The following is a 13,200-nucleotide window of genomic DNA, read 5'->3' as shown; positions in this document are numbered from 1 at the left end:
CTTTGAGAAATAGGGTGAATAGAGGCTTAGTCCTCTATTCTTATCATGGAAGGTGTGCTTTTAACTTCACTTGTTTGTTTTAATGCACTTAATGCATTTGATATATCTTTTTCAAGTGAGATATGAGTAGCTAATAATAAATTCGAATTATTGTTTTCTAAGGGTTTTTGAATCATTTTTTCAATTGAAATATTATTCTCTTCAAATAAAGAGGATATTTTTGCTAAAACGCCTGCTTTATCTTCTATTTCTAATCGAATATAATATTTAGATTCAATTTCTTCTCTAGGCATTAGGCTTAATTCTTCGTTATGAGATTTTTCAAATCCAAGCATAGGAGAACCTTTTCCTTTTCTTGCAATATCAATTAAGTTAGCAACTACAGCAGAAGCCGTAGCATCTCCACCTGCACCTGGTCCTGAATACATTGTTTCCCCAACTTTATCTCCTATTACAGAAATACCATTCATAACACCATCTACTCTTGCAATCATTTGTGTATTTGGAATAAGAACAGGATGTACTCGTAATTGAATTTTTGAACCTACTTTTTTTGCAATTGCCAAAAGTTTAATTGCATAATCAAATTCTTTTGCAAAATCTACATCAGCAGGAGCAATATTTTGAATACCTTCAATTAAAATATCTTCAGGTTTAGCATCAATTCCATAAGCAATAGAAGCTAAAATAAGTAATTTATGTGCAGCATCATAACCACCGACATCAAAAGTAGGATCAGCTTCAGCATAACCTAAATCTTGGGCTTCTTTTAAAATAGAATCGTAGTCAATACCTTCATTAATCATTTTCGTAAGCATATAATTTGAAGTACCATTCATGATACCTTTTATACTTTCAATATGATTGGCACTTAAACCTTCTCTTAATGCATTAATAATAGGAATCCCACCAGCAACTGCTGCTTCATATTCAAAAGGAGTTTCCCCTGCTAAATCTTGTAACTCGTAACGGTGGTAAGCCAATAGGGCTTTATTAGCAGTAACCACTGCTTTCCCTTTTTTAAGTGCTTTTTTAACAACATCAAAAGGCAGTTCAATGCCTCCCATTAATTCAACAATTACATCAATTGAATCATCGTTAAGCACTTTGTTAATATCATCCGTAAGCTCAATGCTGACATTTCTGTCTTTTTTTAAGTTATTAACCACTCCAATAACAGGAACAATTTTTTTTCCTGCACGTGCTGTGATAATATCTTCATTATCTTTTAATATATTCGCAACACTTGCACCAACAGTTCCTACTCCAATTATTCCTACTTTTAACATTTCTTTTCCTGTACTTTTTATAAAGTTTTTAAATATTTTTTAACATTTTTTGCCGCTTGTCTGATTCTTTTTTCATTTTCAATCAATGCAATACGAACATATTCATCGCCATAATGTCCAAAACCAATACCTGGACTTACTGCTACTTTTGCTTGGGTTAAGAGTTGTTTTGAAAACTCCATTGAACCTAAGTGTCTTGCTTTTTCTGGAATTTTTGCCCAAATAAACATTGAAGCATTGGGTTTGTCCATTTCCCATCCTGCATCTTCAAATGCTTCTAATAAAACATCTCTTCTTATTCTATATTTTTCAATATGTTCAGCCACACATTCTTGTGGACCATCTAATGCAACAGTAGCTGCTACTTGAATAGGTGTAAACATTCCATAATCAAGCCAAGATTTAATTCTCTTAAGAGCCCCGATAAGTCTTTCATTTCCTACCATAAAACCAACTCTCCAGCCAGCCATATTGTAAGATTTACTTAAAGTAAAACTCTCAACTGCAACATCAATAGCACCAATAGCCTCGAAAATTGAAGGAGTTTTATATCCATCAAAAGTAATATCTGCATAAGCAATATCTGAGATTATGTAAAAACGTTCTTTTTTTGCTAAATCAACCAAACGTTGATAAAATTCTGGTGTAACCGTAGCTGAAGTAGGGTTATGTGGAAAATTAACCAAAACATATTTTACTTTTGGAATAGATTCATCCAAGGTTTTTTGAAGACGCTCAAAAAACACATCTTCATTAACTGCAAAATCTTTTCCATAAGCCAATTCAAATTTGTGAATAGCTGCACCACTTAACATAAATGCATAAGAGTGAATAGGATAGGTAGGATCGGGAACTACTGCTACATCGCCTACATTTACTATTGCTTGAATTAGGTTTACATAACCTTCTTTTGAACCCATTGTTGCAACTGCATGTTTATCTGGATCTAAATAATCTACATTGTATTTTCTTTTATACCAATTACAAATAGCTAATCTTAGTTTATAAATACCAGCACTTGAAGAATAACCGTGATTTTTATCTTTGCTAGCTGCTTCTTTTAGTTTATCAATAATATGTTGTGGGGCAGGACCATCAGGATTTCCCATAGAAAAATCAATAATATCTTCGCCCGCTCGTCGTGCTTCCATTTTTATGTTATTTACCTCTGCAAAAACATAATTTGGCAATCTTTTCATTCTTTCAAATTCAATCTCTGGAAACATATTACTCCTTAATTGTAATACTAAGACCTCTTTTAATATTAATTAATGAAAATTGGTCTTTAATTTTTATATATTTTGTATTTTCTGGCAATGAAACATTCATTCGTGATGTTTTATAATCTTGTTTTTTTACACCCAAGATATTTAAGTCTTCATCATAAAATGCAATATAAGGAAACCAATTGTTTAAGATTCTACTTTTAATATAAATGCTTTTTGCATTTGCATCTACTGTTAAAAAATAAGGTCTTAAGGGTTTACTTAATTTAATGCTTTCATTGTTTAATACATTCTTGGCTTCAAATATTGAGCCGTTTTGCGTATCGATTGTATATATCCATTTGTTGTTTTCTACTCTTGTTATATCGACAACTTTACAAGAATTTTTCAACAATTCCTTTGATAGTATCAAAGGATTGATGGCGGCTTCTGTTTTTAACTGAATGCTCCAAGTTAATTGTCCTTGTGTAGAATAACTTGTATTAGTAATAAAGTAATAATAATAACCTAAAGATTTAAGCGTATTTCTAAGAATCTTAAGTGTTTTAATAGCATCATAAGAGGCTTTAAACTCTAAGTTGATATTTTGAGGTGAAGAGAAACCAAGTTTTAATAAACCGTTGTCTTCTAGTTTTTTTATAAGTGGAATATAAAGAATGTTTTCGCCATTTAAATACTTGTCTTCATTTTTAAATAAAAATTTTACTAGGTTTTTATGCACAGCATATTCTTCTTCTCCAATAAGGTTTTCTATTTTTTCTTTTAAAACAGAAGAAGAAAGATTAAGTACTAGAAAAAAAGACAGTAAAACGGCTTTAAACATTTTAGTTCTTTAAGTTATAAATTAAGATTCCAGCTGCAACTGAAACGTTTAGAGAATCGAAATCATTACACATTCCAATAGAAACTTTTAAATCCAGTTTATTAATCACTTTTTTAGAGATTCCTGTACCTTCACTTCCAAGAACTAAAGCTACTTTTCCACTGTTTTCAATGGTTCCGTATTTTTTTAAATCAACACCATCTGTAGTAGCACCAATTAAAGCAAAACCTGCTTGTTTTAATTCATTTGCTACATCTCCTGAATTGGGATGTTTACAAAAAGGAATATCTAACATAGCTCCTGAGCTCGTACGTACTAGACCTGATTCTTTTAATGTTTTAATACCAGAGGCAATAACACCATCAACACCTAAAGAGTGTGCTGTTCGTAAAATTGCTCCAATATTACCAACATCGGTTAAACCATCAAGTACTAATACAAAATTAAGTTCTTTCATTTCAGAAAAATCTTTGTATTCGTAAATACTAAGTTTTAAGAAAAAACCTTGGTGATTTCCACCTTTTGCTAAAGCCTGTGCTTTTTGATTATCAAGTTTGTGTATTTTCTTACCTAACTTTAAAAACTTAGAGAACATTTTTTTGTCAATTTCTTTTGCAAAAAATACTTCATCTATTAACTGAGGGTGATTGTTGAGTACATAAAGTACTACTTGTTTTCCATATATTATCATGGCTAGATTTTAGCTAAAATTTGTTGATAAACATCTTTCACATTAACACCTTTTAATTTAGCAATTAATTTGGCTTTTATTTTAGGAGCTAAGTCCAAGTTTTCGAGGTCTTCTAGGGTGATTGGTAAACCATCAGTTGAACTGGCTTCTAGTACAATAACCCATTCTCCTCTAATTGTTTCATTTTTTACTGTTTTAAAAATATTTTCTGCACTGTCTTTAAAAACTTTTTGGAATTTTTTAGTGATTTCTTTGGCCAAAAATAATTTTCGCTCAGGTGCTTTAGCTTGAATTTCTTCCAGTGTTTTTAAAAGTCTGTGAGGAGATTCGTATAAAATACTCAAATTAGCACAAGAAAGTACTTTATCTAATTGAGCTACGCGTGATTTTCCTTTATGATCTAAAAAACCAAAAAAAGTAAACTTAGTATCAGAAAATCCACTCATTGCATAAGCAGTTAATACCGCATTTGCACCAGGAAGAACGTCATAAGTTATTTGATTTTCAAGAGCATAAGCTACTAAAGAAGCACCAGGATCAGAAACACAAGGCATTCCAGCATCAGATACATAAACAATATTTTTTTCAAAATCTTCAGGTTTTAATGTTGCTAATACAGCTTTTTCATTGTGTGAATGAAAAGATTTGAATTCAGTACAAGGGAAGTTTAGGTTTTGTTTTTCGCTTAAGAGAGAAAGGAGTCTTTTTGTGACACGTGTATCTTCACAAAAAATAAGTTCCGCTTCTTCTAGGGCAATAATTGCACGTTTAGACATATCGTCTAAATTACCTATAGGAGTTGGAACTAATGTTAACATATATGGGCTAACTTATTTTTTTAATTCGTACTTAGCTTTGAATTTCTCAACTCTACCAGCAGCATCAACTAATTTTTGCTCACCAGTAAAAAATGGGTGACAAGCGTTACAAATATCAACTCTTAAAGTCTCAGTAGTTGATCTTGTTTCGAATGCATTACCACAAGCACAAGAAACTGCACATAATTTATAATCTGGGTGAATATCTTTTTTCATAGGTTTTCCTTATTTTTTATCATATATAACAAAAGGTCAAGTCTAGATGTTGCCCTTTATTATCATATTCTTTTATTTTAGTGCGAGATTATACCTAAAAGAACTTAAGTATCACTTTATTTAAGTTTTCTATAATATTAGAATGCATGTTCTCATCAAATTGCCCTTTATTAAAAGTAACCTGACGTTTTGCTAGTCTTGCGGTATTCATAGATATTTTGTTAACAAGTTCTTCCCTTGTAAGTTTTCCATCGAGATATTGTAGTGTTTCTAAAATACCAATAGAGTTCATAGCATTGGCTTCTCTTGCGTATTTTTTCTCTAAAAATATGACTTCATCTATAAGACCATCATTTAACATTATTTTGCTTCTTAAAGCGATTCGTTTTTTTAATTCTTCTCTTGGCCATAAAATTTCAAATATTTTAAGATCTGGACTAATAGGTACTTTAGGGTTTTGTTTAAAATACTTACTGGGAACAAGGCCTGATATCTTGTATATAGAATAGGCTTTTTTAATTCTATATGTGTCATTAGAAGCAATATTTTTCATATACTCTTTATCCAATGCGCTTAAAAGTGCATGGGTTTCTTGAATACTTACGTCCAAAGAAACTTCTTCGTTAATTCCTTGGCTAATACCTTCTTTTAATGTTTTTACATAAAAACCAGTACCACCTACGATTACTAAGTTTTTTCCTTTTTCTTTTGCGAAATTTTTGGCTCTTTCATAAGTAGAAATAAATTCCATTACATCGTATTTTTCATCTACATTAACTTCATCAATCCCAAAATGTGTAATACCATCTCTCTCTTTTAAACTAGGTTTTGCAGAGGCTATATCAATTTCTTTATACACAGATAAAGAATCAACAGAGAGAATGATAGAGTTGGTTTTGTGGGCGATCTCTATGCTAAGGGAGGTTTTTCCTGAAGCCGTTGGGCCAATAATTGCTATTTCTTTCATAAAGAATTTTATCAAAACTTCTTAAAGTTTTTGCTTATTGACCACTATCAATGCAAAAGCAAAATTTTTTCTTTAAAATAAGCACAAATTACAAAGGAAAAATATGGATTCTTATAGTCTTGTTTTAATCATTCATTTATTATGTGCAATATTTTTTATTGGTTTTATTTTTACAGATATTTTTGTATTTCCTGTTTTATCAAAAACATTTTCGCAAAAAGAAGTTCAAGATATCAAAAAGAGTATAGGAGGAAGAGGCATTAAAATATTTCCTTTAATGGTACTTGTTTTATTAATCACTGGAACCATGATGTTTTCAAAATATATAAATGCAGAATTGGGTTACTTTGAAAGTACTTTTCAATATCTATTATGGTTAAAAGTTTTTTTGGTTTTTCTTATTGCTTCTGGAATTGTATATTCATTATTTTGCAAAGTAACAAAAAGAGTTCCTTTCTCATTTATGGAACATTTTCATAAGTTTGCATTTGTACTTACTGTACTAATTGTAATCATTGCAAAACTTATGTTCGTAGTTTAAAAAAGATTAGAAAAATCATTGATAAAAGTACTCAATATAAATCTATTATCTGCTAAAATCTCGCCATGAAAAATATATTTAAATTATTAAACGATTTTAATGAACTCGTAATGTTCAAACACTCTATTTTCTCCTTGCCTTTTATTTTTATAGCAATGGTTGTTGCTGCAAAAGGCTGGTTTGGATGGACTTTATTAGTATTAGGACTTTTAGCAGCTCTTAGTGCTAGAAACTTTGCAATGGGTTTTAACCGTTATTTAGACAGAGACATTGATGCCCTTAATCCAAGAACAGCCTCACGTCCAAGTGTAGATGGAAGAATATCTGCTAAATCCATGTTCTTATTTACTTTTGTTAATGCAGCTGCTTTTATAATAGTGGCTTATTTTGTAAATGAACTGGCTTTTTTATTGGCTGTTCCTATTTTATTAATCATAGGTTCATATTCTTATTTTAAACGCTTTTCTTATTTAGCCCATCTTATCTTGGGAATTTCTTTAGGTTTGGCTCCCATTGCAGGAGTGGTTGCAGTAACTGAGAGCATTCCTTTGTGGTCACTGTTTTTAAGTATTGGAGTTATGTTTTGGGTAGCTGGTTTTGATTTGCTGTATTCTCTTCAAGATATAGAAGTAGATAAAAAACTAGGCCTTCACTCAGTACCTTCAAAATTTGGAGCACAAAAAACTTTATTATTTTCAAAAATATTGCATGTTTTAACAATAATCTTTTGGTTCTTATTTATACAAGAATCAGACTCAGGAATTTTTGCATATACGGCTCTAGGCCTATCTGCACTTATGTTAAGTTATGAACATTATTTAGTAAATAAAGATTTTACCAAGATAGATAGAGCCTTTTTTACCATCAACGGTTACTTAGGAATTGTATTTTTCGCATTTATCATCCTAGATAATCTTTTCTAAAGAAAAGATTCACTATAATTCCAACCTAATAAACGCGTCTGTGGCTTAACTGGATAGAGCACTGGGTTTCGGCCCCGGCGGTTGCAGGTTCGGATCCTGCCAGGCGTACCATTAGAAAGCCCGATATAGTCACTATGTATAGTGTTTATGTCGGGCTTTTTTTATGCTCGATTTTAAACTTTCACCAGGCCATTCCCATGCATGATATTTTATATTCAAATTAATTTTCTCTAGTTCTATATCATAAGATAAAAGTATGTAGAACAAATCATTAAATGAATCATTCTTTCCTAAGGCTCTTTTCCCTGACTTTGATAAAGCTAAATCTTTTTATTTTTTGGCGGAAAAAGGTGAAAACTGTCTGAACGTAAAGAAATGTGCTCTTTAGCACGTTTTAGTGAGTTTTTGAACCTAGCTAACAAATAAAAATCTTTAGGTACCCGAAGGGCTTTATCAACTCGTCAGTTGCTTCTTTTTGTTTCTTTTTCTAACAATTAAGAAAAAGAAAAAAGCGCAAATGAAGTTTGAAAGAGCTCTTTAATAATCTCTTAATTCTTAACGTTATTTAATTAAAGGTGGTAGCTGTCCCCTTTATTTTGCCTTATTTAATTAATTCTCAGTAACTTAATAAATTTATACCTAAGAAATTCCGATATATAGAAATCAAGCTAGGCTCAATATATTGATTACTTATCTTTAAGTATTAAGTAATCATTTAGTTATAAATCTATACAATCATTCTAAACGTCCATAAACTTTTTCAAAAAATCGATGATTAAGATTTTTTATAGTTTAAGCAAATAATAAATTCATTCTAAGGGATTCAATATGAAATTAAGTTCGATTTTTAAAAGTGCGATTATATCAACGCTAATACTAAGCGGTTCACTTCAAGCGAAACCAGTTTATGTTGCGGTTACAGCAATTGTTGAGCATCCAGCGCTCGATGCCGTAAGAGATGGAATCAAACAGACATTAAAGGAAAATGGTTATAGTGGGGATCAACTAAAATTCACCTATCAAAGTGCTCAGGGAAAACCAGATATAGCAGCACAAATTGCGCGTAAAATGGTGGGTGATGAGCCAGATGTAATTGTTGCGATTGCAACACCATCGGCACAAGCCGCCGTAGTTGCTAGTGATACAATTCCAGTCGTATTTTCAGCAGTAACAGATCCCCTGGCTGCGAAACTCATTCCTCGTCTTATCCAACCAGGTGGTAATGTTACAGGTTTATCGGATATGGCTAATGTTAAAGAACATCTTGCTTTAATCAAAGAATTTTTACCTAATCTAAAAGCAGTTGGAATTCCATACAATCCAGGTGAATCAAACTCAGTTTCAATGCTTGCTGCTATCAAAGTGGAAGCTGCTAAAATGGGAATTAAAATTGTAGAATCTGCAGCACCAAAATCATCAGATGTAATGATTGCAACTAAACAATTAGTCGGTAAAGTAGATGCTATTTACTGTCCAATTGATAATACTATTATTAGTGCTGTTGAAGCTGTTATAAGAGTTGGTATTGATGCCCAAATTCCAGTTTTTGCTGGTGACACCGATACAGTTGCACGTGGGGCTGTTGCCGCTGTTGGTTATGATTATTTCGATTTAGGTCGTCAAACTGGAGATATCGTTGTTCGTATCTTAAAAGGTGAAAAACCTGGTTCAATTGATGTTAAAATGGCAAAAGGTACTAATTTGTTTGTTAATCCGAAAATGGCTGCACTAATGGGAATTAAAATTCCAGAGGCAGTTCTTGCTCGTGCCACTAAAATTATTGAAAAATAAGGGTTGTTAAATTGTCACTTTATGCTTTTTTAGGAACACTAGAGATAGCCTTTATCTATGGTTTAGTAGCTATGGGGGTTTATCTTACGTTCCGAATTTTAGATTTCCCTGATTTAACCGTTGATGGAAGCTTTACACTAGGGGCTGCTGTAACAGCTACTCTAATTGTTGCGGGTATTAATCCTTATTTATCGACATTATTTGGCACACTAGCAGCTGCTTGTGCAGGGATAGTTACCGCTTGGTTAAATCTACGCTTTAATATTCTTCATCTTTTGGCCAGTATTCTTACCATGACAGCTTTATATACTATTAATCTGCGCATAATGGGGAAACCTAATATCTCCTTGATTATGGAGCCAACGATGCTTAGTCCTTTTGAAGGATTAGGAATACCAGCTATGTATATGAAGCTTATATTTGTGGCTGTATGTTCCGTTATTGGGGGCCTATTGTTGGCGTGGTTTTTATACACTCAATACGGCTTAGCAATGCGCGCTGTTGGCTCGAATAAGCGGATGGCGCAGGCAAATGGTATTGTTGTTAATCAAAAAGTATATGTAGGGCTAGCTTTATCTAATGGATTAGTGGGACTTGCAGGCGCTTTATTTGCACAAACCAATGGTTTTGCTGATTCAACAATGGGAATAGGAACAATTGTTGTAGGTTTAGCAGCCGTTATTATAGGAGAATCATTATTCGCTACTCGTTCGATTTTAGTCATTGTAATGGGCTGTATCGTCGGATCTATTTTGTATCGTCTTGCTGTTTCTATGGCACTTAATGCTGACTTCTTAGGTTTTCAAGCATCGGATTTGAATCTGCTTACGGCGGTACTCGTTACTTTATCATTAATCTTTCCAAAATTGCGCAGTGAATGGAAAGCCAAAAAAGCGAAACAAAAAGGAAAAGAAGTATGATACGTTGCGAAAATTTGCATGTTACCTTTAATGCTGGCTTAGCAACTGAAAAACTTGCTTTGTGTGGGATTGATTTAACTATTCCTACGGGTGAATTTATTACGGTTATTGGTTCAAATGGTGCTGGTAAATCAACCTTACTTAATACCATTGCTGGTGATATTGAAACGACTCACGGTCATATATTTTTTGATGATAGGGATGTAACAAAATTGCCAGCTACTGGGCGTACTAAAGATATAGCACGTGTATTTCAAGATCCCCTTGCGGGTACTTGCGGTAATTTAACCGTAGAAGAAAATATGGCAATTGCTTATGGTCGTGGAAAGAGGGGCACTTTATCTTTTGCCTTGAATAGCAAATTACGTAAAATATTTAAAGAGCAGTTAAGTCGCCTTAATCTTGGTCTTGAAGATAGATTAGATTCTGAAATGGGACTTTTATCTGGTGGACAACGACAGTCTGTTAGTTTATTAATGTCCGCATTACAGCCAAGCAGTATTTTGTTATTAGATGAACATACCGCTGCACTTGACCCCAAAACAGCCGCGCTTATTATGGAAATATCTTCACAAATTATTGAAGAGAAAACATTGACGGTAATGATGGTAACGCACTCAATGCGTCAAGCGCTGGATCATGGTTCACGTACAATCATGTTACATGAAGGTAAGATCATCTTTGATTTAGCGGGAAAAGAACGCTCTTCTTATGAAGTTAAAGATCTACTTAATCTATTTGCACGTGCACGTGAGGATAGTGAAGAACTAGATGATGACAAATTATTATTAGATGTATAAGGCCTAAATATTTAAACTCTGATAGCTAATGTGAGATTTTTATTTGAAATTTAAAAACTTCTCACATCCTGCCCACCAAAAAAGAGATAAGTTGATATAAAATGACTTTATATGATATTTAGAGTCAAATTATTTTTCTAAAACTAAATCTTTTTTTTCATTCTTATTCTTTTATAATATTACTCTCTTCTGTCACTTTTCATATTGTACGTTTTCATAATACTTTTAATACTTTCTTTTGCTTCTTGTGTATTAAGAATAAATTTCTTCTTTTCCAGATACTCAAATACAGTAAACTTATCATTTACAGCATCAAGTACTTTTATTAAATGTTCGAAGTTCTTGATTTTTATATCATTCACTTTTGTTAGAATATAGGAACCTTGTTGGTAACCTCTATTTACTTTGTTTGGAAAGATGGTACTTAAACTTACAACTGGCTCTGTATAGTCTTCTGTTCTGCTCTTTTGGTAGAATAACATATTCATTCCACTTGATGAAGATAGTTTACTCAAATAATTACTTGTTAAGGGAGTGAATGTCAATCCTCCATAGATTATATACCTGGGCTCTTTCTCAAACTCATGTGAAATTAGAGATCTATACTTTGTAAGTCTAAAGTTGATTGTTTGTTCTTTTTTATCTCTCAAAACTTTTAAGCTAACAGTTTCCCCAATTTGTTTGCTGTGAAAAGCCATTGAATAACTTACATTTCCATATTCCGTTTTTATAGTACCTTCATTTGAAATATCTATATTGTCTATAGATAAAATTATATCATTGGCTTTTAGGGACTCTTCTTTTATTCCTACATGTGTTACTAGAATACCTGTACGCTTATTTAAACTATAATAATCCTTTAGGGCCTGATTATTCATCTTTTGAGCATAGAAACTGTCTTGATGATACCCATTGACTATTCCGTCTTTTGTATCATCTAAAAAATATTGAAGTACTGTTGAAGGCACTATATATCCTATATTACTTGCTTTAGATATTCTCATCATTGCAATACCTACCAGCTCATTTTTATTATTAATAACTGCACCGCCACTATTTCCACTGTTAATAGCTGCATCAATTTGAATAGCTAAAAGATTAAATTTACTCCAAACATAACTTCTGTATTCTATTCTTGATACGATTCCAGTTGTAGTTGATATATTATTACCTCCAATTGGATAACCTAATACGGTTACTTCATCTCTGGCTCTTATTGAGCTGGTTAATATTAAAGGTTGAACGTTTTTAAAGAAAGTTTTGTCTTTTATCTCTAAAATTGCTAAATCTGCTTGATGAGAAATGTATTTAACTGTGGCAATATATTTTTTATGTTCATTCTCTTTTTTGACTTCAATAAACTTAGCATTAGAAACTACATGAGCAGATGTTATTATTCTATTATCGCTTATAACCACACCTGAACCAGTGAATTTTATTATTCTACTTGTTTGCCATGGGTAGGTATAGTTAGGAATTGATGCTGCTGTATATATTTTTACAACTGAATTTGTTGCTAGGTTTGAAGAGAATGTTATGGTAGTAAACAATAGTATTAAAAGTTGTAGTATCTTTTTAATGTCAAGTCCTTTGAATGTAATAGTATTAGTGAAAGAGATATTATATTTAATCATTATAAAACCTAGCTTTGTTTTATTCCTTCTTCAAGAGTAAATGATTTTTCTCTATTATAAACAAAGCTACCCCTTTTGGACATAAAAAAGAGGTGGAGATCCAATACTATGGCGTAATTTTTGAATGTATATTCAGACAAGTTTTATACACAAAAACATATAATAGAATTTATTTTTATGAAAAGGAAGATTATGTTTAAAGAAACAATAAATAAGTTTTGTCCTCGTTCGGGAAAAAGAATAGTTTCTGATTCTTTATGTAACTATAAAGGCCATATTGTTGGTTTTTGCAATACTGGATGCAGAGACGATTTTATGAATAATATTTCAAAAAGACCAAATGATTCAACATATTTTGATGTAATTATTAAAGAAAATGAACTAAAAGAAAAAAATTAAGAATATATTTATTCAAATACGAAAAAACCACAGGCCTAGGGTTGGAATAAAGAGGACAAGATACTTTAACTTCTCTGCTCTTTACTTCGACACAGACATCAATCATACTGTTTCCATGGTATTTTATCCCCGATTTTATCCACCAAGTCTTAAGATATTTTT

Annotated in this window: 14 protein-coding genes and 1 tRNA gene; 7 read left to right on the top strand and 8 right to left on the bottom strand. The window is 32.0% G+C overall.

Annotated elements, in window-relative coordinates; all coding sequences use genetic code 11:
• Positions 1-26: 26 nt before the first annotated feature.
• The 7 genes from HRT41_11435 to miaA all read right to left on the bottom strand — a co-directional run bounded on the left by HRT41_11435 (position 27) and on the right by miaA (position 6,030).
• Positions 27-1,289, bottom strand: coding sequence for a homoserine dehydrogenase (locus tag HRT41_11435; GenBank protein ID NQY24632.1), 1,263 nt, complete (start codon positions 1,287-1,289; stop codon positions 27-29).
• A 17-nt stretch (positions 1,290-1,306) separates the two neighbouring features.
• Positions 1,307-2,515, bottom strand: coding sequence for an LL-diaminopimelate aminotransferase (locus HRT41_11430; protein NQY24631.1), 1,209 nt, complete (start codon positions 2,513-2,515; stop codon positions 1,307-1,309).
• A gap of 1 nt (position 2,516) precedes the next feature.
• Positions 2,517-3,338 carry a hypothetical protein gene (locus tag HRT41_11425; protein ID NQY24630.1) on the bottom strand — a complete coding sequence of 274 codons (822 nt, stop codon included), beginning with the start codon at positions 3,336-3,338 and terminating at the stop codon, positions 2,517-2,519.
• A 1-nt stretch (position 3,339) separates the two neighbouring features.
• A complete protein-coding gene (gene rlmB, locus HRT41_11420) occupies positions 3,340-4,029 on the bottom strand; it encodes a 23S rRNA (guanosine(2251)-2'-O)-methyltransferase RlmB (GenBank protein ID NQY24629.1) in 690 nt (229 codons plus the stop codon).
• Between the two features lie 2 nt (positions 4,030-4,031).
• The gene (gene rsmI / locus HRT41_11415) at positions 4,032-4,847 is read right to left on the bottom strand and encodes a 16S rRNA (cytidine(1402)-2'-O)-methyltransferase (GenBank protein ID NQY24628.1); all 816 of its coding nucleotides are present in this window, start codon (positions 4,845-4,847) and stop codon (positions 4,032-4,034) included.
• 12 nt (positions 4,848-4,859) lie between these two features.
• Entirely contained in the window at positions 4,860-5,063 is a 204-nt protein-coding gene (rpmE, locus tag HRT41_11410) for a 50S ribosomal protein L31 (protein ID NQY24627.1), read from the bottom strand.
• Between the two features lie 94 nt (positions 5,064-5,157).
• Entirely contained in the window at positions 5,158-6,030 is an 873-nt protein-coding gene (gene miaA / locus HRT41_11405; protein ID NQY24626.1) for a tRNA (adenosine(37)-N6)-dimethylallyltransferase MiaA, read from the bottom strand.
• 103 nt (positions 6,031-6,133) lie between these two features.
• Between miaA and HRT41_11400 the strand changes: the two genes are divergently transcribed.
• From HRT41_11400 to HRT41_11375, 6 genes are all read left to right on the top strand, one after another.
• Positions 6,134-6,571: a hypothetical protein gene (locus tag HRT41_11400; protein NQY24625.1), complete on the top strand. Its 438-nt coding sequence runs from the start codon at positions 6,134-6,136 to the stop codon at positions 6,569-6,571.
• 65 nt (positions 6,572-6,636) lie between these two features.
• On the top strand, positions 6,637-7,494 hold the full coding sequence (locus HRT41_11395) for a 4-hydroxybenzoate polyprenyltransferase (protein NQY24624.1): 858 nt from the start codon (positions 6,637-6,639) through the stop codon (positions 7,492-7,494).
• A gap of 34 nt (positions 7,495-7,528) precedes the next feature.
• A tRNA-Arg gene (locus tag HRT41_11390) sits at positions 7,529-7,605 on the top strand.
• A 717-nt stretch (positions 7,606-8,322) separates the two neighbouring features.
• A complete protein-coding gene (locus HRT41_11385) occupies positions 8,323-9,285 on the top strand; it encodes an ABC transporter substrate-binding protein (GenBank protein NQY24623.1) in 963 nt (320 codons plus the stop codon).
• Positions 9,286-9,296: 11 nt separating this feature from the next.
• Positions 9,297-10,205 carry an ABC transporter permease gene (locus HRT41_11380; GenBank protein NQY24622.1) on the top strand — a complete coding sequence of 303 codons (909 nt, stop codon included), beginning with the start codon at positions 9,297-9,299 and terminating at the stop codon, positions 10,203-10,205.
• The gene (locus HRT41_11375; protein NQY24621.1) at positions 10,202-11,005 is read left to right on the top strand and encodes an ABC transporter ATP-binding protein; all 804 of its coding nucleotides are present in this window, start codon (positions 10,202-10,204) and stop codon (positions 11,003-11,005) included. The genes HRT41_11380 and HRT41_11375 overlap by 4 nt, the downstream gene beginning before the upstream one ends.
• Before the next feature lie 179 nt (positions 11,006-11,184).
• On the opposite strand, the gene HRT41_11370 is transcribed toward HRT41_11375, so the two are convergent.
• On the bottom strand, positions 11,185-12,639 hold the full coding sequence (locus HRT41_11370; protein ID NQY24620.1) for a trypsin-like peptidase domain-containing protein: 1,455 nt from the start codon (positions 12,637-12,639) through the stop codon (positions 11,185-11,187).
• Between the two features lie 192 nt (positions 12,640-12,831).
• On the opposite strand from HRT41_11370, the gene HRT41_11365 reads away from it, so the two are divergent.
• Entirely contained in the window at positions 12,832-13,038 is a 207-nt protein-coding gene (locus HRT41_11365) for a YHS domain-containing protein (GenBank protein NQY24619.1), read from the top strand.
• Positions 13,039-13,200: the final 162 nt, after the last annotated feature.

The sequence above is a fragment of the Campylobacteraceae bacterium genome, from assembly GCA_013215945.1.
GTDB lineage: Bacteria > Campylobacterota > Campylobacteria > Campylobacterales > Arcobacteraceae > NORP36.
The sequence above is the reverse complement of the archived record's forward strand: the minus strand, read 5'-3'. Positions and strand labels throughout refer to the sequence as shown.